17 protein-coding genes are annotated in these 21,270 nt (G+C 42.2%); 4 read left to right on the top strand and 13 right to left on the bottom strand.

Going from position 1 to position 21,270, the window contains the following annotated elements; genetic code table 11:
• Positions 1-52 precede the first annotated feature (52 nt).
• The 3 genes from J7384_RS13215 to J7384_RS13205 form a co-directional block, all read right to left on the bottom strand.
• Positions 53-1,801 carry a hypothetical protein gene (locus J7384_RS13215; RefSeq protein ID WP_209114796.1) on the bottom strand — a complete coding sequence of 583 codons (1,749 nt, stop codon included), beginning with the start codon at positions 1,799-1,801 and terminating at the stop codon, positions 53-55.
• An 84-nt stretch (positions 1,802-1,885) separates the two neighbouring features.
• The gene (locus J7384_RS13210; RefSeq protein WP_209114794.1) at positions 1,886-2,509 is read right to left on the bottom strand and encodes a metalloregulator ArsR/SmtB family transcription factor; all 624 of its coding nucleotides are present in this window, start codon (positions 2,507-2,509) and stop codon (positions 1,886-1,888) included.
• Between the two features lie 111 nt (positions 2,510-2,620).
• Positions 2,621-3,391 carry a SapC family protein gene (locus J7384_RS13205; protein WP_209114792.1) on the bottom strand — a complete coding sequence of 257 codons (771 nt, stop codon included), beginning with the start codon at positions 3,389-3,391 and terminating at the stop codon, positions 2,621-2,623.
• A 240-nt stretch (positions 3,392-3,631) separates the two neighbouring features.
• On the opposite strand from J7384_RS13205, the gene J7384_RS13200 reads away from it, so the two are divergent.
• Together J7384_RS13200 and J7384_RS19605 are read left to right on the top strand one after the other, a co-directional pair.
• Positions 3,632-4,507: an EamA family transporter gene (locus J7384_RS13200; RefSeq protein WP_209114790.1), complete on the top strand. Its 876-nt coding sequence runs from the start codon at positions 3,632-3,634 to the stop codon at positions 4,505-4,507.
• 434 nt (positions 4,508-4,941) lie between these two features.
• Entirely contained in the window at positions 4,942-7,338 is a 2,397-nt protein-coding gene (locus tag J7384_RS19605) for a TonB-dependent receptor (RefSeq protein WP_209114788.1), read from the top strand.
• Between the two features lie 76 nt (positions 7,339-7,414).
• Here the strand turns inward: J7384_RS19605 and J7384_RS13190 are convergent, their stop codons facing one another.
• Complete coding sequence (locus J7384_RS13190) at positions 7,415-8,434, bottom strand: AraC family transcriptional regulator (protein ID WP_209114786.1); 1,020 nt, start codon at positions 8,432-8,434, stop codon at positions 7,415-7,417.
• Between the two features lie 97 nt (positions 8,435-8,531).
• On the opposite strand from J7384_RS13190, the gene J7384_RS13185 reads away from it, so the two are divergent.
• Together J7384_RS13185 and J7384_RS13180 are read left to right on the top strand one after the other, a co-directional pair.
• The gene (locus J7384_RS13185) at positions 8,532-9,977 is read left to right on the top strand and encodes an NAD(P)/FAD-dependent oxidoreductase (RefSeq protein WP_348523874.1); all 1,446 of its coding nucleotides are present in this window, start codon (positions 8,532-8,534) and stop codon (positions 9,975-9,977) included.
• 9 nt (positions 9,978-9,986) lie between these two features.
• Entirely contained in the window at positions 9,987-10,754 is a 768-nt protein-coding gene (locus tag J7384_RS13180) for an alpha/beta hydrolase (protein ID WP_209114784.1), read from the top strand.
• A 49-nt stretch (positions 10,755-10,803) separates the two neighbouring features.
• On the opposite strand, the gene J7384_RS13175 is transcribed toward J7384_RS13180, so the two are convergent.
• From J7384_RS13175 to J7384_RS13135, 9 genes are all read right to left on the bottom strand, one after another.
• Positions 10,804-11,646 carry an HDOD domain-containing protein gene (locus J7384_RS13175; protein ID WP_209114782.1) on the bottom strand — a complete coding sequence of 281 codons (843 nt, stop codon included), beginning with the start codon at positions 11,644-11,646 and terminating at the stop codon, positions 10,804-10,806.
• Positions 11,647-11,741: 95 nt separating this feature from the next.
• Positions 11,742-12,650, bottom strand: coding sequence for a diguanylate cyclase (locus J7384_RS13170; protein WP_209114780.1), 909 nt, complete (start codon positions 12,648-12,650; stop codon positions 11,742-11,744).
• Between the two features lie 5 nt (positions 12,651-12,655).
• Positions 12,656-14,386, bottom strand: coding sequence for a fused response regulator/phosphatase (locus J7384_RS13165; RefSeq protein ID WP_209114778.1), 1,731 nt, complete (start codon positions 14,384-14,386; stop codon positions 12,656-12,658).
• Positions 14,387-14,391: 5 nt separating this feature from the next.
• Positions 14,392-14,697, bottom strand: coding sequence for an STAS domain-containing protein (locus tag J7384_RS13160; RefSeq protein ID WP_209114776.1), 306 nt, complete (start codon positions 14,695-14,697; stop codon positions 14,392-14,394).
• A 13-nt stretch (positions 14,698-14,710) separates the two neighbouring features.
• A complete protein-coding gene (locus tag J7384_RS19600) occupies positions 14,711-15,895 on the bottom strand; it encodes a methyl-accepting chemotaxis protein (RefSeq protein WP_209114819.1) in 1,185 nt (394 codons plus the stop codon).
• A 15-nt stretch (positions 15,896-15,910) separates the two neighbouring features.
• Positions 15,911-16,969: a chemotaxis response regulator protein-glutamate methylesterase gene (locus J7384_RS13150; protein ID WP_209114774.1), complete on the bottom strand. Its 1,059-nt coding sequence runs from the start codon at positions 16,967-16,969 to the stop codon at positions 15,911-15,913.
• An 8-nt stretch (positions 16,970-16,977) separates the two neighbouring features.
• Positions 16,978-17,634 (bottom strand): chemoreceptor glutamine deamidase CheD, encoded by a 657-nt coding sequence (gene cheD, locus J7384_RS13145; protein ID WP_348523873.1) that lies wholly within the window; start codon positions 17,632-17,634, stop codon positions 16,978-16,980.
• A gap of 21 nt (positions 17,635-17,655) precedes the next feature.
• The gene (locus J7384_RS13140) at positions 17,656-18,507 is read right to left on the bottom strand and encodes a protein-glutamate O-methyltransferase CheR (protein WP_348523872.1); all 852 of its coding nucleotides are present in this window, start codon (positions 18,505-18,507) and stop codon (positions 17,656-17,658) included.
• A 3-nt stretch (positions 18,508-18,510) separates the two neighbouring features.
• A complete protein-coding gene (locus J7384_RS13135; RefSeq protein ID WP_209114773.1) occupies positions 18,511-21,270 on the bottom strand; it encodes a methyl-accepting chemotaxis protein in 2,760 nt (919 codons plus the stop codon).

Below are 21,270 nucleotides of genomic sequence, written 5' to 3'. Positions count from 1 at the left end.
GCCATTTACTGAGCGCAAGACTGTGCTATTGCTCTTGCGTTCAGCCGCTAGGCTATTGCTTGGCAAGTTGCTTCTGCGCATATTCAAAACGCAGGCGATATTCAGTAAGTTTTTCTTCTAAATCTGCAACCTGCTGCTCTAACTTACTATTGAGTTCAAAGTTTTCATCGCGTAAATATTTAATGGTTTCTCGCGCCTTGTCGTAGTCTTGTTCTTGTTTATCTTGCTTATCTAGCCAATGCTGACGATTATTGTTGAGTTTGGTTTGCGTGACCTCAAGATCTTTGCTTAGTTTAGTTGCTAATTGTTGTTGCTCTTGTTCACTCTGCTCTAAGGCAACCAACTGCTGACTGAGCGTTTGCTTTTCTTCAAGCCAACCTTGCTCTTGTTCACGTAACTGCTGTTCTAAAGCTTGTTGCGTTTGCTCGTGCTGTTGATTACTTTGCTGAGCACGACTAAGCTGAGCTTCCAGTTGTGTAATTCGTTGTTTACTTTGCTGTTGTAACTCTTGGTGTTGCTTAGATAAATTAACTAACTGTTGCTCTGCATTTTTGATATTTTGCTGACTTTGTTCGAGTTGCTGCTGTAAGGCTTTTACATGCTCGGCGTGTTCACCAATAGTAACAGCCTGAACTTTATTGCTTTCTTGCTCTCTGGCAATAGCGTCGCGCAACTTCACCTCGACTTGTTTGTGCTCATCACGCTGTTGTTGATTTTGTTGTTGTTGCTGGGCAATACTTTGTTCAAGTCCTGTCACTTTACCATTGTACTCAGCTATCGCATTTTGCTGTTTAGAAATGGTTTGCTCTAGAGTTTCCAATTGAGCTTGCTGCTTTGTTACGTCTTGTTTTGCCTCGCTTACTTCCTGCTCGGCTTGCTGCAAGACGCTTTGTTGATTGAGCACTTGTTCGACTTTTTTATCATGGCTCGTTTGTAATTGCTCAAATGCTTCAACTAACTGTTGATGGTCTTTCGCAACTTGATCGAGCTTTTGCTGGGTTTCACGATGACGCTCTTGCTCTGAAGATAACCCCTGCTCAATCAATACGCGACTTTCTTGGCTTGCCAGTAACTCTTGCTCAACAATGCCAAATTGCTTTTCAATATTTCGCAATTTTTGCTGTTCTTGCAACGACAGCGTTTTACTCTGTTTAGCTTGCTCAGCACTTTGTTCTTGCTGCGATTGCAACAATTCAAATTCGGCTTCTCGTTCTAACGCTGTTTTTTGTTGCTGACTAATTTGTTGATTTTGCGCATCGATAATCGCTTGTTGTGCTTGTTGAGCCTTTTCGAGCTGTTGATTTTTATCAACGAGGTTTGTCAGCTCACTAGTGACCTGGGCAGTAGCATCACGCTGAGCGGCAAGCTGCTCGGTCAGCGCTTTATTCTCGCCTTGTTGTTGCTTAAGTTGGCTGGTCAGTTGGCTAATATCTTCGAGTTGTTGTTCTAGGGCTTGCTGATGGTCATGTTGTTCGAGCTTGGTCAGCTTATTGAGTTCTGAAATTTTGCTATCGCGTTCATCTAAGATTTGTTGATGGCTTACTTGTGTTTGTTCAAGCGCTTGTTCAGATGCTGCCAACTGTTGTTTGCTGGTTTCGAGTGCTTCTTGGTGTTTAGCTAAATCAGCAACTAAGTCCCGGTACTTAGCATGGTTGAGCACTTGCTCTTCAGGGACTTGGTATTCAGTCAATACTGAACTGACCATAGCCGAGAGTTTATCTTCAACTTGTAGATAAACCTCGCCAGCAAGTGTCTGAATTTGTTCTTCAATTTCAGCAGAAACAGGATTCTTAGCGACCATTGAGTTTGCTCCCTACCACCAGATTGTGCTACTCAATAATAACCTATCACAGGAATTGTGCCTTGTTAATTTTTAATCAATTATTTATCGCAATTCAATTAAATAGCTGCACCGTTTGCCATCATCTAAGAGGTATTCATCCCTAGTAACCGTGACGTCTTGTCCGAGAATTTGTTTAAATATTTCGAGTTCTGAGCGGCAAAAATTTTGACATTTAGTGGCCGCGCTACATATTGGACAATGAGCTTCTACTAAGCGATAGCATTTGTCGCTGATAACATCAACCGTTGCCATGTAACCTTCTTCTGTTCGCAAAACAGCGAGCTTGGCAACTTTGTCATGTAAATTTTGACAATTCGACAAAGCATTTTGATAGACGGTTAGCATTTGTTGCTCTCGGTCGCTTATCAGCTTTTCCAAACCTTGTTCACCAAACAGTCGGGTGACAGAATCAATAAAGTGGATGGTCAATTCCGCGTGTCGATCAGGAAACTGATTGTGACCTTGCTGGGTTAACTGCCACATCTGCTTAGGACGACCGAGCTTAGCTTTTAGCATATATGAATTAACCAGCTTTTTTTGCTCTAGTCTAAGCAAATGCTGACGCGCGCCCATGCTAGTCATGTTTAGTTTTTCAGCAAGCTGACCTGAAGTCATCGCACCGTTAACTTTTAGCTCTTGAACGATGGCATCAGCATTTTTTTCCATTGATCTTCCAACTTACTTTCTAAAGTGTTTTATATAGTTTTGTATTTATATACAAAGTCTACACAATAAAAAAGGGGCCAAAGCCCCTTTTCAATATAATTACCAGTAATACTACTGTTCGTTAGCTGCTTGCTCAGCTTCTACTGGCTTCACTTGAATGCCTTGAAGTTTTACTTCACCGTATTCATTGCGAAGTTGAACTAAACGATTTACCTGACCTAAAGATGTAAGCATTGCGTAAATAGGGATAAACAAACCGCGTTTTTGGAAATCTAACACTTTCTCATCAGGAAGATCTAGCATGGCTTTTTCGTTAATACCGTAGATACCAACAAGTTTCTTTTGCGCGCCATCAGCATGAACAACAATTAACTCGAGCTCTTGTAGCAAGTTATTTTCGTCAAGTTCTTTAATGAATTTGCCAGTTAGAATCTCTCCGTCGTATAGGCGGCCTAAAGAGTCTTGTATTGACTTCAAAAACTCTGTCTCATTGCCTTCTTCGTCAAAAAGTGCAAGTTCTTTGTCTTCGCCAACAAACTCGCTGTCAATATCAACACAAGTAGTTAAAGTTTTTTCTTTTTCAGGATCTAAGCCTAAACCAAATGGGATCATACTCGCATTTTGCGGTACATAAGGAGACAACCACTTGTCACCTTGCAAATACAAATTTTCACCTGTTTCTAATCCCATCATAGCAACACTGCGAATAGCATTAGATGTGTCATCTTTTACAAAGAACAAAGGAAAACTTGTTGCTAACTGAGCAAATTCACCGGCACCTGCACCTGCAATATGCTGGTCAGCTAGGTGCTCAAGATTGCGATGCGCTGAAATTTTTAAATTTTGATGTTGCTCTTTTTTTACTGGAACTAAGTTTGCCATAAAAAACTACTCTTTAAATTTTAATGCCTGTCGTCGGCTAAATTGTATTCTCGCTTAATACGCCCAAGGAAGCTTGGTGCTAAGCCCTTTAATCATTAACGATTGTTATGGTGCCAATAAACTAGTGTTTCAACAGCTAAAAGTAAATTAATTTTTAAAAAATTGTTTTATTGTCGACAAACTGACAAATCGGCATGGTTTTGATACCTTAACGGCTAAACGCACGTTAACTGCATTTTTATGGCTGCATTACTTTTTGTATCAATACTTTGGGCATTTTCGTTTGGCTTAATTAAGGGCCAACTGACTGGCTTAGATCCAGCCATGGTCGCTCATTTAAGACTAATATTGTGTTTCCTTACTTTTTTACCTATTAGTTTGTATCTCGGCCGCTTTAAACCCAATGCTAAGTTGATGGCCATTGGCGCAGTCCAGTTTGGTGTTATGTACCTGGCCTATATCGAGTCGTATCAATACTTACCCGGATATTTAGTCGCAGTATTTACTATATTCACACCAATTTACGTCTTATTGATTGACAGTATTATCAGCAAACGTCTGACATTTGCTTGGCTATTACCCATTTTATTGTCGATTGGTGCCAGCTCGATAATGGTATTCAAAATGCCGAACCAAGACGATTTGTTGATTGGCTTTGCAATACTGCAAGTTGCCAACATTGCCTTTGCTATCGGCCAAGTCAGTTATAAGTATGTCGGTAGCTTATCGCTTAAAAACCATACTGCTAATATGGTTTCACTGTATTTGGGCGCCAGTTTACTCACGGGTATTTTTGCATGGCCAGCATTAGCCGCTAATATAACAGCAATAAGTCAGCAACAATGGTCAGTGATACTGTATCTCGGCGTTATTGCTTCAGGAGTCGGCTTTTATTTGTGGAATTGGGGCAGCCAACAGGTCAGCAGCCCATTGCTAGCGATTATGAATAACGGGTATTTGTCCTTTGCACTTCTATTTTCTTTAACCATATTTAATGAAGGCGCAGATATTACAAAGCTGCTTTTAGGATCGAGCTTAATGGCCATTAGTTTGTGGTGGGCTCATTGGTTAACAAAGTCAGGTGTAGATAAGTCGGCAACTAAGTCATCAATATGAATAGAACTCTTTTGCAAATAATTATCAGCTTATGTTTACTAATACCCATGTTGTGTGACGCAAAACCACGCACGCGCAATGAATACGATGTCAACAATGAAAACTTTGCTCGTGTAAAAGTGTTTAACGAAACGCGTGAAGCATTACTCTGCTACGTCTCAATCGATGGCTACAAAATACGTTTTCGATTATCACCACGGGGCCAATCAATTTGGTACAAGGCTACTGATACTCGCTTCAATTACACCGATTTCCACACTTGGTGTGACTACCTGAGCAACTATCCCCAATTTCAAGATAACTAATTCGACACCTATTATTGAGATAGAACGACAAAAAGTGACGATATAATGTAACAAAAATAGCTTTTCAGCTTATGTGTGATGTTATATCATCTTGGGCTCTATATAACTACATTCAACTAAGTTAGCTCAATGAAACCTCTTAACCTTATTTCTCAAGCGTTGTTAATCAGCTCTGCTGTTTTTAGCCAAACTAGCTTGGCTGCCCAAATTTTTGGTCAAGTGACAAACGAACAAGGCCAACCAGTATCCGGCGCAGTTATTACGTTAGATGAAAACAAAAAGCAAACGACTACTGATGATCAAGGTCGTTATACTATTTCGGTTAATGACGTAAAACATTTACACTTGCACGTATACTCAAGTGATTATATTCATGCAGATCTCGAACTAACGGTTGCCAATGAAAAGCAAGAACAAAACTTTGTTTTAACGCCGTCAATCATTGAAAACATTGTTGTTACTGCCAATGCTTTAGAAAGCTCAGTGCTAGAGTCAACAACGCCTGTTTCGGTGCTGTCAGGTGAACAACTTCGCCGAAACTTAGCACCAACATTAGGTGAAACACTAAAAACTACACCAGGTGTTCACTCAAACTATTTCGGTCCTGTTGCTAGCAGCCCAATTATCCGTGGTACCGATGGCCCACGCGTTAAGATTGTTCAAAACGGTTTAGATGCCTCAGACGCTTCTCGCGTAGGCCCTGACCACAATGTTGCAACTGACGCCAATACCGCTCAACAAATTGAAGTGCTTAGAGGCCCAGCAACGCTCCAATACGGTAGTGGTGCTATTGGTGGCGTTGTCAACGTTGTTGACAACCGCATCCCAACAGAAATTTACGACAGCGCAACCGGCGAAGCTGAGTTGAGATACGACTCGGTTTCTGACGAACGCTTCGCGAAAATTGATGCCAACGCTAGCGCTGGTCAATTTTCTTTCCACTTTGACGGTTTTACTCGTGAAACCAATGACTACGACATTCCAGGCTTTGCTGAAACAACACCTGATGAAGGCGAAGCACCGGGCACCTTGGAAAGCACCGCAATTGATACAGATTCAGCAACAGCTGGTATTTCTTATGTTGGTGACAGTGGCTACATCGGTTTCTCCGTTCAACGTTTAGACAACCTATACGGTATTCCGGGCCACGGACACGGTGAAGAAGAGGAAGAAGGTGAACACGAAGAAGGCGAAGAGGAAGAAGAGGAAAGCGTAAGTCTTGACGTTGATATGACTCGTTATCAAGTAGCGGGTGAATGGTTAGCACCAACTGATTACTTAACTAAAGTGAAGTTCACCACAGGTTACACTGACTACGAACACCAAGAATTAGAAGGCGAAGAGTTAGGTACTCGTTTCACTAATGAAACTTGGGAAACTCGCCTTACTGCTGAGCACATTGCAGTAAATGGTTGGCACGGTATTGTTGGTTTACACCAATCAACCGTTGACTATGCGGCAATTGGTGAAGAAGCATTTACACCGCCAAGTGAAACTGACAGCCTAGCGCTATTTGTCATTGAAGAGAAGAAATTCGGCAATGTTACGGTTGAACTAGGTGCCCGTATTGAGCACACAGATATCGACCCAGAAGATACATTAACCGTCACCTTCCACGAAGATGAAGAGCAAACCTTCAACCTAAGTGAGCAAAGCTTTACCAGTGTATCACTATCTGCTGGCGCTAACTGGCAGTACCAACCAGGCCGCGCTTTTGCCGTATCACTTTCTCGCTCAGAGCGTGCGCCAAGCCACCAGGAACTGTTTTCTGCTGGTGCTCACTTGGCAACACAAACCTTTGATGTCGGTTCAGTATTCAGCTTAGACGCTGACAACGAATTGATTTTGAATCCGCAAGCACCAGAAGAAGAAGTATCGACTAACTTAGACATTACTTTGCGCAAGTTTGACGGTGACTTTGGCTATACCGTTTCATTTTTCTACAACCAGGTTGACGATTACCTAGTGCAAAACAACACAGGTTTATTTGCCGCTGGTGAAGACGAGCACGGTCACGGTGAAGAAGAAGAGGAAGATGGCCACGAAGAAGAGGGTGGTCATGAGGAAGAAGAAGGCTTGCCGGTCTTTTTATTCCAACAACAAGACGTTGAATTTTACGGCTTTGAATCTGAAGTTCACGCTCGCTTAAACGATAACTTACAATTGCAAGTTTATGCTGATTACATTCGTGGCAAGTTAGACCAAGGTGGTGATTTACCGCGTATTCCACCATTGAGACTTGGTACTAAATTGAGCTTTGATTGGCAGCAATGGTATGGTGATGTTGAGTACAGCTGGTATGCCAAACAAGACAACATTAGCAGCTTTGAAACCGAAACCGGTAGCTATGGTTTACTAAGCGCTAGCATTAACTATGTTCACCAATTGAACAACGCTGATTTAGTCTTGTTCTTACGCGGTTCGAACTTAACAGATGAAGAAGCCCGAGTGCATACTTCATTCTTAAAAGATCAAGCGCCATTACCTGGTCGTAGCCTAACCATTGGTATGCGCGTTGAGTTTTAATTACGCTCGCTATATGTCGTAATGATAAAGCCGTTACATCCCTTGGTGTAACGGCTTTTTTATTTATCCTGTCCAGTTACTGTTGCCGACTCACAGTCTTGCGCAACTGACCGGGTGACCGACCAAACCAACGCCGACAAGCGCGATTCATCGCTGACTGCTCGGAGTAACCCAAAATACTTGCTACTTGTAACAAAGGTAGCTGACTCTCGGTTAAGTAATGCTGCATTGCTTGTTTAATGGTTTCAGCTTTGATCTGCTCAAAACTCGTGCTCTCGCAATTCAAACGACGCTGTAAAGTACGCGGGTGAACAGCCAACAGCTGACAAATACTCTCCTTGTTGCACTTGTTGGTGCCAAGCGTGCTTTCAACCAGGCTAGAGACCACTTCACGCGATGAATAGTGAGGTAAACCGTATTGCTCTATCAAATAGGTTTCAGCGATTTTTTGATAGTGAGGGTTGGCAGTAGCAATAGCTTTGTTAAGTAATTTAGGTTCAATGTGTAAGCCTGCGTGCGGTTGCTCAAATATAACAGGGCAACCAAAGTACTTGCGATAAACCGATTCAGAGCATTGAGGTTTATAGGGCAAACTGACCGCTAATAACGGAACCTTCTCACCGACTAAATTAACTAAAAAAAAGTAAAGATCAGCCATACACAAATCGATGAACTGACGGTAGCGTTGTGGCCATTCTATATTTAAATTAAACACTAATTCAGCGCCATCAGCCACCAAGGTACTCTCGCGGTTAACACCCAAACTGAGCCCAGAGCTGTGAACAAATAAGTAATCAATGGCAAAGCGCAGACCGGCACCCACGGTTTCGGCACTTTCCATCAAAAGTGCCAGCGGCCCCATAATTGACAAGTCGTGTTTGTGAGCTAACTGTAAGCCTAAATCACCACAATTGACTTGCTCAGAGCTGAGTTCTAACAGCCTCGCAACGCTAGCTAATGGCAGTAAATTGTGCTCGTATTTTAACTGCCGACGAGACAACACAACCCGGTCAAGTAGCTGGTTGGTGTCGAGGTTAAATTGTTTCATTAGGTCAAAATAACCGCGCAAGGCACTGGCGCGAATAAGTTTGTTCATGTCCGATTAAGTCAAAAAAATGTCTAGCAATGTCAATTTTATAGCCTAGCATTGTTTTAGCATTGAGCAAAATTAAGACAATAATCGGGTAATAATAGTGAATAATAAATACGATGTAATAATTATTGGCGCAGGCATATCAGGTGTCGGTATGGCATGCCAACTCAAAAGGCAACACCCGAACAAGTCGTTTTTAGTACTAGAACGCCGAGCCAATATCGGGGGGACTTGGGATTTGTTTCGCTACCCGGGCATCCGCTCAGATTCTGATATGCTGACCTTTGGCTACAAGTTTAGACCTTGGCTTGGCGACACTATTCTCGCTGAAGGTGGTGATATTAAAAACTATATCGCTGACACGGTTGAAGACTTCAAATTAACTAAAAATATTTGTTTTAACACCAAAGTAAAAGCTGCTGATTGGTCGAGTACTGAAAATCAATGGACTATTACCATACAAGAAGAAGGTAGTGAACAAACCAATATTATCAAATGTCAGTACCTCGTTTCTGCTGCTGGTTATTACAACCACGATCAAGGTCATTTACCCGAATTTGCCGGCAGAGATAACTTTAAGGGGGACCTTGTTCATCCGCAAAAATGGCCTCAAGATTTAGATTACTCAAATAAAAAAGTGGTAGTTATTGGCAGTGGTGCCACTGCGATCACCTTGATTCCGGCAATGGCTGAAGACGTTGAGCATATCACTATGTTACAACGCTCACCGACTTATATTTTCTCAGTGCCTGGCAAAGACAAAGTAGGTATTGTCTTGAGAAAATTTCTTCCCGACAGTTGGGTATACCGACTATCCCGTTTTCGCAATATCAAATTGCAAAGCTCCATCTTTAGAGCCTGTCGCCGCTTTCCCGATTTTATGAAGCGATTTTTTATTGGCCGAGTTGAAAAAAGTTTGGCGGGCAGTACTGATATCGGTAACTTTACGCCAAGTTACGCACCTTGGGACCAACGTTTAGCAGCAGTACCTGATGACAATCTGTTCAATGCCATTCGCTCTGGAAAAGCCTCAGTTGTTACCGATCACATAGAGACACTGACCGAAAAAGGCATTCAACTAAAATCTGGGCAACACCTAGACGCTGACATTATTGTTTCGGCAACAGGATTAAAGCTACAAATATTAGGTGGTATGTCGGTCACAATTGATGGCAAAGCACAGAGCTTTAGTGACAAGCTCGCTTATAAAGGCGTATTGATTGAGGGAGTGCCAAATTTCGCCTACTTATTTGGCTACACCAACGCCTCTTGGACATTAAAAATAGATATGGCTGCCGACTACGTATGCCGGTTACTCACCGAAATGGATAAACACCAACACCAAGTGGTAACACCGGTCGCCAATGATGGTGAACATCAACAAGACAGTATCTTATGCTCGTTAACCGCAAGCTATGTAAAGCGCGACAAAGCCGTGTTTTTGCGCCAAGGGAAAAGCAACAATTGGCATGTCCATCACAGTTTTGAAAAAGACAAAAAAATGTATCAACAACCACTTGCTGATCCGGCACTAAAATACCAATAAAAACACACCATGAATAAACCTGACATCATATTTATTCACGGTATGTTCTCAACCGGCAGTGTTTGGCAAGCTTGGCAGCAGTATTTTACTGATGCTGGTTATACTTGTCATAACCCAACGCTGCCTGGCCACAACGTGGATACAAGTAGCCAAGAGATCAATGGCAAGTCATTCGACGATTACAGCCAGTTTTTAAGTGAGTACATTAGCCGCTTTACCAAACCAATATTGATTGGCCATTCAATGGGCGGCCTACTGGCTCAAAAGTTAGCGCAACACCACTCACTGAGCGCGGCGATATTAATTAACAGTGCGGCACCGGGACATATTTTTCCAATAAGGTTACAAATGTTACCCGGACTAATTAGGCACTTTTTCAGGTGGCGCTTATGGCGCAGTCGCTTTAGCTTGTCAGAAGGTGAAGCCAACTACTTGCTGTTTAACAAACTTAGTCCTACTGACAAACTAACGTTGTTTAATAAATTAGTGCCAGAGTCAGGCAGAATACTGTTTGAACTCGGCTTAGGTAAACTCAATGTCAGTAAAAACAACCGCATCGACAAGACGCTTATCAATTGTCCAGTAATGTTCTACGCCAGTGTTGAAGATAACATTATTCCAATTAGCGTGAGTCGAAAAATGGCTAAATGGTATGGTGGTAAGCTCGATTATCTAGAGTGGCCCATCAACGGGCATTGGCTTTTGGGTGAGCAAAACTGGCAACAAGTTATTGAGGGCGTAGAGCTGTGGCTCGAGACAAAACAGCTACGATCATAAAAAGGGCTCATAGGCCCTTTTTATTTGGATAACATCAAAGTTAAATTTATCAACCTAAGTAAAGTTCGTTATAGTCATCTAGTAAGTCGCCATAGTCTTCCTCGGATATTCCTAAAGTATCGAGAACCTTGTCACCAAACTCAGGCCAGTCGGCTGAATCGCGATAACGCTTGGCATTTTCAGTTAGGTTTTCCGCTGCTTTTAATACACACAACGCTAGCTCATCTTGAATATCGTTGGTTTTCGAACCGATGAAGGATAAGTCGTGGTGGCGTAGGATAATCTGACAAATATTCTTTGGTAAGTGCCACGAGCTAGCAACAAAATAGCCTAATGTCGCATGATTAGTGCCATAAGCCTTTTCTTCTAATGCGATTGAATTGACGTTATCGGTATTGGCTGTCATCAAAACTTCTTTATAGTTTTGATACTTCAGCGCCAACATTGGAATGCCACAATCGTGAAATAGACCAATGGTGAATAACATATCAACAGGTACTTCGTTTTTAACACGGCCGCCGATGAATTGCATTGCGTTAGCGGTATCAAGAGCATCATCCCAAAAGCGCTCTAGTGAGATACTGGCTTTACCGGCAAAGCTTTGTTTGAGTAACAAAGCGGTCACTAAACTTTTTATCGTGTTCAAACCAAGCATCATCGATGCTTGTTTAATTTCTGAAATACGGCGATTCATGCCGTAAAGCGGCGAGTTGATAACCTTTAAAATCGCCGAAGACAAAGCAACGTCTTTACTAATCACATTCGAAATTTTGTTTAAATCTGGATATTCCTCATCCATCAATCGCTCGATTTCCTGCAATGCTTGAGGCTTAATTGGGATCTGAAAGCTCGACATTACCGATTGAATTTGTTTTTCATCAAGATTCAACACCTTTACAAATACTCCTAAATTTGTGATTTACGTAAAAACTATAGTTAAAATAACAAGATCATATTTTTTGGGGGAACTAAGCACTGATTGACAGATTAGCTACTCTGCCATTGATTTCGACCTTGCTCCTTGGCGCGATACAAGGCGTCATCAGCTCGTTTAACGAGTTCCCGATAATGACTAACATTACTGTCGCTAACGGCAATACCAATTGACGCAGTTAAATAGCCCGTTGAGACATTGTTGTGCTCGATCTTTTCTTGATTAATTGCAGTAATAATTCTATCTGCTTTAATTTGTGCTTCGGCTAACGACGCGCCGGGAGCAACAACAACGAATTCCTCACCACCATAACGGGCAATAATATCGAGATCTCGGCTGACATTTTGCTTTAATAATAGTGCAAAACGCTTTAAACATTGGTCTCCGGCTGGGTGGCCGTAGTCATCGTTGTAACGCTTGAAGTGATCTATATCTATCATTAACAAGCTAAACGTTTGTTCGTCGTCTTTATAACTTTGCCAAGCTTGCTTTAGTTTATCTTCTAAGGCGCGTCGATTGAGCACTTTAGTTAAGACATCTTGGTTACTTAACTTTTGTAGTTTTCGGTTGAGCTCGTCTAGATGATTTTGCATGGCGGCAATTCTCGCCATTGCGGAGATTTTGGCATTTAGAATAATTTGGCTGACCGGTTTGGTTAGGTAGTCATCACCTCCCGCTTCAATACCTTTTTCTAACGCTTTATCACTGGTGTTACCGCTAAGAAAAATAATGGGAATCCATTTAGTATATTGAGCGCGAATGAGCCGGGTAAGTTCGTAACCGTCCATATGCGGCATCTCGATATCCATTAAGATAAGATCTATCGATTCTTGCTCGAGAAAACTAAGCGCTTGCTGATGACCGTCAGCCAGTAAAACTTGATGACCACTGTCCGCCAACAACTCGTTGATCACCGCGCGCATATGAGAATTATCGTCAATAATAAGAATTGTTAACTTCACACTAGCTAACATAACACCGAGACCTCTACCAAACTTCCTTCCTCGTAATAATGCAAGGTATCACTGAGTTGTAAAACCAACTCAATACCACGCCCACTGAGCTTAATTGACGTCCCATTGTCTTCGCTAGCTTTGGCAAAAAAGCGCTTAATGTCAAAGCCTTCACCACTGTCCTTGATGCGAATAACTAATTTTGCACCTTGGTTGAGTGCATAGTATTTTAGTTCAATATCGATATACCCAGATGCCAATTGATTCAATCTCAATTGGCGCTCTTTAAAGTATTCGGCAAACCCTTCTGGTGAACTTTTTAACTCCGAGCTTAAGCCTAGCACACCGTGGTCTAAGGCGTTAACGTAAAGCTCAGTTAAAATAGTATAAATCGACTGCCAACGGTCTCGCTCACCCTCTATTTCTTGGATTTGGTTCATTACCATCGGAATGGGATTAACGCTCGCTAAGCGCGTGCCTGTTAGCTTCATTTGCCATTGCCAAGCAGGGTCGACATTGTCATGTTCAAGCAAGCAGTAATTAGTGTTGTTTAAATTGATCGCTTGCTTTGATACTTCAACACTAGTCGCCCCCCAACCGCCACAAGGTACTTCAATAATTGAAATATCATCTTCTTGTGGCAAACCATGACAAAAAGCATTGACCTCTTCAATAATAGTGCTGGCCGCTTGTTGACTAACTACACCAGCTTTCATGCACTTTTCTAGTCGCTTGATACCAAACATTTTATCGGATGGCGCTCGCGCTTCGATAACACCATCACTAAACATGACTAAAGTGTCTGTTTGTTTGACTGTATGTACCGAAATAGCAGTATCAGAAAGCAAGTTTTCCATGATACCAAGCGGGGGATGAACAGAGTTTACTTTTCGCTTAATACGGCCACTTTCTGACAGTAAATAAACGTCGGGCAGTCCAGCATTAAAAATATAAACTGATTGGTCGTGACTTGAGACTGTTGCCACTGCAGCGGCTAAAAACAAATCTGTTGGTAACAACTGATAGAGCTGACGATTAACCTCAGCGATGATTTTATCGAGCGAAAAGCCCTTTTTTGTCATCGCTCGAAATGTTTCGGCTAGTGGAATTGCCCCAATTGATGAGCGTAAACCATGGCCAGTAAAGTCACCGAGCAAAACGTTAACATCACCATTGGGACAAAGCGCCGTTAAGTGAATATCTCCACTAAATAATTCAGCAGCTTGCGCAACAATATTGATTTTGTCGGTGCCGTAATTACGCGCTTCAATCACGCCAGCCATCAGTTGTTCGGCGAGCTCAGCATCTTGTTGTTGGCTTTGCTGAAGGGCCTGCAGCTGATTGTACAAAATACCAATGCGCTCAACAGACTTAACTTTAGAGTGAAAATACTGGGGCGAAAACGGCCAAACCACAACACCGTCACCGCCGGCATCAAAACAGTTAATATAAATATCTTCACTGTCTTGCTTAACAAAGAAAATTAGCGGTAAAAATCGCCCACTTGCTAGTTTTTTAATTTCTCTTGCCGCTTGATAACCATCCATAACCGGCATATCAATGTCCATCAAGACAATATCAGGCATACACTCGCTATAGAGTTCGATTCCTCGGCGGCCATTTTCAGCAATAAAAACTTGGTAACCCAGTTGGCCGAGCAGTTTGTGCAATAAGCGTTGATGAATAACATCAGCTTCAACAACTAAGGCGACTTTATCTTCTTTGTTTGCTAAGTCTGTAACCATTTAGATCACTCAATTGTCATCATTTTTTGAAACTGGGCGATTTCTAGAATTTGTAAAACAGCTGGATTAGGGCCAGTAATCACAATTTTGCTAGCTAACTTATCGGCGTGTTCTTTTAACAACAAAATCATTCCCAGTGCGGAACTGTCCATGTATGAAGTCTTGTGCAAGTCGAGCACAATTTGGCCGTTCGGTGAATCAAAGTCGCTATATGAGTCGCGAAAGCTCTGATACAGGGAAAAGTCGAATTTATCCTGAATTGTAATTGTCAGTTTTTTGTTGTTGTCTGATATTAACCTTGTCACTGTCATAACTTGTACCTTGTTAAAATAACTCTACTTCACCCTCGTCCATAGACGTTTGGGTGACACTGCGGGTTTGATCAGAACGAGCAGATTGTTGCAGCATTTGCTGACACTTAGTTTTAAAATGAGTCAATGCAGCTTGGTCGTCTTGATTGTGTTCAAGGGCATATAAGTCATCTTTGATTTCGCCTAAATTGGCCAAATTCTCTTTTAACGAATCGAGTGTTTGGTAGGTGAGATCTTCAAACTGTAAAGTGCGAACACCAGTGGCAACAGCGTTGTCGATACGCGGCATCATGTCATTCAAGAAGGTCAATTTTCGATTAGTTAAATCGTTGAGCTTACTAACGTAATTCATCATAACACCAACTTGTTCTTTCTCTTTCAAGGTCGATGTTAAGTCAGCAGAGGCGATACTTTTTACCGAGCTGCGCAGCTTCTCAATGACTTCTTTTGAAGAGCGAATTTCTTGGCGAATATCTTCATTGAGGTCGGTCGAGCTAAGTGATAACGATCTCACTTCGTTGGCAACAACAGCAAAGCCTCGACCGGCATCACCAGCGCGTGCTGCTTCGATAGCCGCGTTTAAGGCAAGTAAATTGGTTTGGTCTGCTAAGCTTTCCACTTGCGAGAGCAAGTTAAAAATTTTGTCGAATTGTGTCACCATTTCATCGGTAAAAGACATGGTCTCTAATGATTTTTTCGAGGTATTAACAATAACGTTAACAAACTCGTCTAGCGTATTATTTGAGTTTTCGACAAATGATTGCAGAGAAGTATCATTGTCGTCACCAATACTGCGCGTATTAGTGATCAATTCTTCAAACATACTGTGCTGTTCAGAACTAAATCCTTGAAGCTCTTTAAACGAGGAAGAAATTCCACCAACGGCCTCACGTACTAGGTCACAAGTCCGATTAATTTCATTTTCAAAAATAATCAACTCGTGCTCCATAAGGCGACGGATGTCACCAATCAACTCGGCATCTTGATTAATACTGATGGTTTCGCTAGGTGTATCATAGGCCAAGCTAGTATCAGAGCTCGTTTCTTGAGAAGCTTGCCAAGCAAGCCAAACGGTTAGTACCAGAGCGAAAATCAGAAGTACTGTCGTCACTATGGCTGCGCTAATAAACAGCTCATTGATCAGAACGAGACCAATTAAGACAGCGGCGACCGCTAACAATTTACTCTTTATTTGCATCACTTAAATCCCTCTTTAACGAACAGCTAAGTTAGCATGTTTTAACACCGACTCTGCAATTTTAGCTAAATCAATTTCATCGGTATGAGCGTCAATTTTAGCGGCACTACCTGGCATCCCCCAAATTAAACTCGAGTTTTTACTTTGAATAATTGTCCGTGCACCGGCTTTTTTCAGTGCTAACAACCCCTCTGCACCATCATCTCCCATTCCAGTGAGCAACAATGCTTGAGTATTGACGGCAGTGTTTACCAATGACTGAAACAACACATCAACCGATGGCCGATGTCGTTTCACTTCTGGACCATCATCTAACTGACAAAAATAACTGCTGCCCTTTTTAGCGATGCGCAAATGCATACCCCCGGGTGCAATATAGGCATTGCCAACCATTAGTTTTTGCCCGTGCTTGGCTTCTTGAACCGTAATCTGACATTTATTGTTTAAACGGTTGGCAAAGCGCTCACTAAACGTCGGTGGAATGTGCTGAGTAATAACAACCGGCGGAGTATTGGTTGGTAAGGCTTGTAACACGGTTTGAATCGCTTCAGTACCACCAGTAGAAGCGCCTATCGCAATCAATTGGTCAACTTGTTGGCCGCCATTGTAAGACAAGCTCGCTTGGCTCGACTTTCCAGTGACCAGCTGGTGGCGCTTAACACTGTTTTGATCAACGCCAGCCGCCTGTTTCACTTTGGTGATTAAGCGCTCGCTAAAACTGTCCTGCTTCGCAAGTAGAACATCGGCCGAAGGCTTCGCAATAAAATCTACTGCGCCAATAGCTAGAGCATCGAGCGTAATATCTGCACCTTGTGTTGTTAATGTCGACAACATAATCACTGGCATTGGACGTAAACGCATTAAATTGCGCAAAAACGTAATACCATCCATTTTGGGCATTTCAACATCTAAGGTTAAAACGTCTGGATTGAGTTTTTTAATCAATTCTCGTGCGACAAATGGATCTTCGGCTTCACCAACGACCTCAATATCAGGATCAAGTGATAATAATCGAGTGACTAGACTCCGAATTAACGCGGAATCATCAACCACTAGCACTCTAATCTTCGCCATAATGTTTCCTAAAATAGTTCAATATCGCCTTCAACGGCTTCTTGTTTAATGTGGCGTTGGTAATCGTTTTCACGCTGAAAAATAGTATCGTTGTGAACATTGGCTAAACGCTTCACAAAAGCGCGACCAGTATGGGGTTCAAACATAACTTTGCGCGGGCAAGTTAAACCGACATCGGCTTTGACAATTTCAATGCGCTCGTTCGCCAGGTAATCAACAACAAAATCAATATTGCGTTCACCAACATTAGACACTTGCTGGGCAAGTACTTTACCACCGCCAAAAATCTTGGCTTTCAAATTAATTCTTCGCGCACCGTATTTCAAAATGGTATTAATCAGGTGCTCCATGGCAAAGTTGCCATAACGGGTAGCATCAGAAACTAAACCTCGGCTCGCCCAGTTAACCTGATGCGCTTCTTTTTCGGTGATCGGTAACATAAAGTGATTCATGCCACCAATACCAATTCGGGTATCCCAAATACAAGCAGAGACACATGAGCCAAGCGTAGTCGCAATAACAACAGGCTCTCTGCTCATGTAAAATTCACCGGGCAAGATCTTCGCCACCATAGTTTGACGGCTTTTGTCCCAATAGTGATTAATATGATCAAATTCAGGTAAACAACTGAATTGGTCTGCTTGCTCTTTTCCTATAACTATCACACTTATATTCTCTGTCCCTGTTTATCCGTGTTCAGGCTTTCTAAAAATAGTCCGGCCAATGGTCTCAAAATACTGCTGATAACTACCCAAACTTTCACTGTGCCCTAAGATCAATAAACCGCCAGGTTTGAGCAATTGATAATAGCGACTAAACAATTCTTCTTGGGTGGGTTTATCGAAGTAAATGATGACATTGCGGCAAAAAATAACATCAAATGGCCCTTTCATCGGCCACGAATGCAATAGGTTAAGCTGCTTAAAGGTGATCAACTCTTGTACTTGTGGTTGAATGCGAACTTTGTTGGCATTGCCATCGCGGCCCTTTTGGAAATAACCTCGCTTGTAGACCTCTGGCACTAGATCAGGCTTATCTTTATAAATACCAGCTTTTGCCGTCGCCAACACGTTACTGTCAATATCTGTTGCCAGTATTTTCACGTCCCAATTGCGGATTCGAGTCGACATCGCTTTTAATGTCGTAATCGCAATACTGTAGGGCTCTTCTCCCGTAGAACACGCTGAACTCCAAATCCGAATACGGCGATCTTTGTTGTTGTTCAGCAAACGGGGAAATTCGTGATCTCTCAAATATTCGAAATGATGATTTTCACGAAAAAAACTGGTTAAGTTAGTGGTGATAGCGTTAATAAAGTAATCTTGCTCGGCTTCGGGGTTAGTCTTCAATATTTGGCAGTATTCAGCAAAAGACTTTAGTTTTCTATCGCGCACAACTCGCGTTAAGCGCCGATACAACATCTCTTTTTTGCTTTCATTTAAGACAATTCCCGAGCGTTGATAAACAAACTGACAGATAAAGGCAAAGTCTTTATCTGTCAGTTGTTCTTCTCGTTGTTGAGCCGCTACCACAGTCACGAGTTAAAACTCTTCCCACTCTTGATCATTTGACAATGCCGGACGGCGTGGACTCATCACTGGTGCGCTTCGCGATGCTGTTCTAGCGGCTGCCGGTTGCTGATTGCTGTAAACTGGCTGTTCATCACCTTGGTCGAAAAATGCAACTTGTTCGAGTAGCGATTGCGCTTGTTCTTCCATCGACTTGCTCGATGCACTCGCTTGTTCAACCAACGCAGCATTTTGCTGGGTCATTTCATCCATCTGACTAACCGCCGCGCTTACTTCACCAATACCTGCAGATTGCTCACGACCAGCGCTATCGATATCCGTTAGCATTTTGCTCACTTCTTCAATTGCTGTCACAAGGTCATTGAAGGTTTGACCAGTTTCATCAACGAGCTTAGTACCGTGACCAACCGCTTCAACACTGTCGTTGATCAACCCTTTAATTTCTTTGGCGGCGCCTGCAGAGCGTTGTGCTAAGTTGCGCACTTCAGCAGCAACAACCGCGAAACCGCGACCTTGCTCACCAGCACGCGCTGCTTCAACCGCCGCGTTTAGTGCTAATAGGTTGGTTTGGAAGGCAATCTCGTCAATAACACTAATAATATCGGCAATTTTCTTACTCGACTTGTTAATGTCACTCATTGCAGTAATGGCGCTTTTAACCACTTCGCCGCCATTGCTCGCTTTAGTCATTACTGAGCCAGAAAGCTTACTTGCTTCAGTGGCATTTTCAGAGTTTTGCTGAACAGTACTCGTCAACTCTTCCATTGCCGAAGCAGTTTCTTCTAGACTTGAAGCTTGTGATTCTGTGCGATGGCTCAATTCGTTGTTACCAGCGGCAATTTCACGAGCAGCGTCGAAAACACTGGTTGAGGCCGCGCGAATTTCGCTGACCATCGAGCTCAAATTGTTAATTGAACCATTCATAGATTCTGCCAAGACCAAAAACTCACCTTTGTAGTCTTCGCTCATATTATGAGTCAACTGACCTTTAGCAAGTGCTTGCGATGTCTTAATCGCATCGTTTAACGGCTGAATAATGGTATCTAACAAGGTATTGATATTATTACCTAGTTCGCGCATAAAGCCTTCATAAGTCGCGGTATCGATGCGCTCTTCAAGCTGACCAGCAATAGCTGCACTAATAATATTATCAATTTGTTTTTGGGCGTCTTTTTGCTCTGTAATATCAAGCCACTGAACGCCGGTACCAACGTGCTTACCTGAGCTGTCTCGCAATGCCATTGCAATTAACTGGAACTCTAAGCCGGCAACCGAAATTTCTGCGGTGTACGGCAGATTTTCAGGATTACCCAATAAATTTTGCTGGTGAGCTGGATTGCGATGGAAGCTGTCAAAGTTGGTACCAACAATGGTATCAACGTTAAACGATGGCAATACTGACTTAAGTTGTGCTTCACGCTTGCGCAACATGTTTATCACCGCAGTGTTAGCGTAAACAATGTTACCTTTAGTGTCGGCCATCATTAAGTTGGTTGTCATACCGTCAACGGCAGATGTTAAGCGACCAACCTCTAATTCTTTAGTTCTCAAATCAGTAACGTCTTGCCACTCAAGCGAGTTGCCAATGTAATTACCTTTAACGTCAATGACCGCAGTTACGTTTAACTCAAAGGTTAAATCTTGAATATGAATGTCTGTGGTGTAAGGCAAGTTATTTACATCGGCTAATAACTTGCGCTGATGACTTGGGTTTTTGTGAAAACCATCAATATTGCTGCCAATCACCAATCGCTCGTCGGCAACAAAGCTTGGCCACTTTTGCTGAAAGGTTGCTTCGTGCTTTTTCAATAACGCAATTGTCGCATTGTTGGCGTAAGTAATATTAAAGTCGCGATCGATCATCATAATTGGCGTACCAGATTGATCAATTGCACCTTGTAATTGCACCGCTTTATTTTCTTGAATACGAGCTTGAGTAACGTCATGCCACTCGAGAGAGTTACCAATATACTCACCTTGAGCATTAATCACTGCCGTAACATTAAGTTCAAAGGTTAAATCTTCAATGTGAATATCGGTTTTATAAGGTAAGTTGTTAACGTCGGCTAGCAACTTGCGTTGATGACTAGGGTTTTGATGAAAATCATCAATATTAGTCTTCATTAAAATATCTTTGTCGGCGACAAACCCAGGCCATTTCTTTTGAAACGTTGCCTCGTGCTTTTTCAGCAGGGCAAGTGTGGCATTGTTGGCATAAATAATATTAAACTCTCTATCGATCATCATCGTAGGAGTTCCCGATTGGTCAACTGCACACTGTAAATACATCGAAAAGTCTATATTTTTATCATTATCCATAAGTAGGCCATCGTCTTGTTTTAATTGGGTTTCTAGGGTTGAAGTATTGACCTTGTCAAACACTTCAAGTGCATGGGCTGTCAACTCTCTAAAAATGGCTAACCAAGCTCGCTTAGTCGCTAAATTAAAGTCTTCAGCAATATGACTAGACAATGTCTCCATCATTGCCTTGCCAACGGTTTTCTCATGTTTTAACAACACCGAATACTCAGGTAGGGTATTTAGTACTGATAAATTTATCTCGCCTTGTTGCCATACAGTTAAATATTGAATGACATCGTCAACCAACTGCACTAGTTGTCCTGGCGTTGCTTGAACTGCATGGTTAAGTTGTGATTTTAATTCAGGCTTAGCCGCAAACAACTGATTAAAAAATTGTTGTTCTAGTTCAATACTCGATAACTGAACTTTTTGCCAACTTGCCTGTATTAGGCTAATTTGTCTTGGCGTCAC

Origin of the sequence: Endozoicomonas sp. G2_1, from assembly GCF_017744155.1 — a bacterium.
In the GTDB taxonomy this organism is placed as follows: Bacteria; Pseudomonadota; Gammaproteobacteria; order Enterobacterales; family Alteromonadaceae; genus JAGHQT01.
This window is presented reverse-complemented; position numbering and strand designations above follow the sequence as displayed.

Excerpts from the sequence above, each read along its gene's own strand:
- J7384_RS13180 (WP_209114784.1), top strand. The coding sequence starts at position 9,987 with ATGAATAAACCTGACATCATATTTATTCACGGTATGTTCTCAACCGGC.
- J7384_RS13200 (WP_209114790.1), top strand. The coding sequence starts at position 3,632 with ATGGCTGCATTACTTTTTGTATCAATACTTTGGGCATTTTCGTTTGGC.
- J7384_RS13215 (WP_209114796.1), bottom strand. The coding sequence starts at position 1,801 with ATGGTCGCTAAGAATCCTGTTTCTGCTGAAATTGAAGAACAAATTCAG.
- J7384_RS13210 (WP_209114794.1), bottom strand. The coding sequence starts at position 2,509 with ATGGAAAAAAATGCTGATGCCATCGTTCAAGAGCTAAAAGTTAACGGT.
- J7384_RS13190 (WP_209114786.1), bottom strand. The coding sequence starts at position 8,434 with ATGAACAAACTTATTCGCGCCAGTGCCTTGCGCGGTTATTTTGACCTA.
- J7384_RS13160 (WP_209114776.1), bottom strand. The coding sequence starts at position 14,697 with ATGACAGTGACAAGGTTAATATCAGACAACAACAAAAAACTGACAATT.
- J7384_RS19600 (WP_209114819.1), bottom strand. The coding sequence starts at position 15,895 with ATGCAAATAAAGAGTAAATTGTTAGCGGTCGCCGCTGTCTTAATTGGT.
- J7384_RS19605 (WP_209114788.1), top strand. The coding sequence starts at position 4,942 with ATGAAACCTCTTAACCTTATTTCTCAAGCGTTGTTAATCAGCTCTGCT.
- J7384_RS13150 (WP_209114774.1), bottom strand. The coding sequence starts at position 16,969 with ATGGCGAAGATTAGAGTGCTAGTGGTTGATGATTCCGCGTTAATTCGG.
- J7384_RS13165 (WP_209114778.1), bottom strand. The coding sequence starts at position 14,386 with ATGGTTACAGACTTAGCAAACAAAGAAGATAAAGTCGCCTTAGTTGTT.
- J7384_RS13205 (WP_209114792.1), bottom strand. The coding sequence starts at position 3,391 with ATGGCAAACTTAGTTCCAGTAAAAAAAGAGCAACATCAAAATTTAAAA.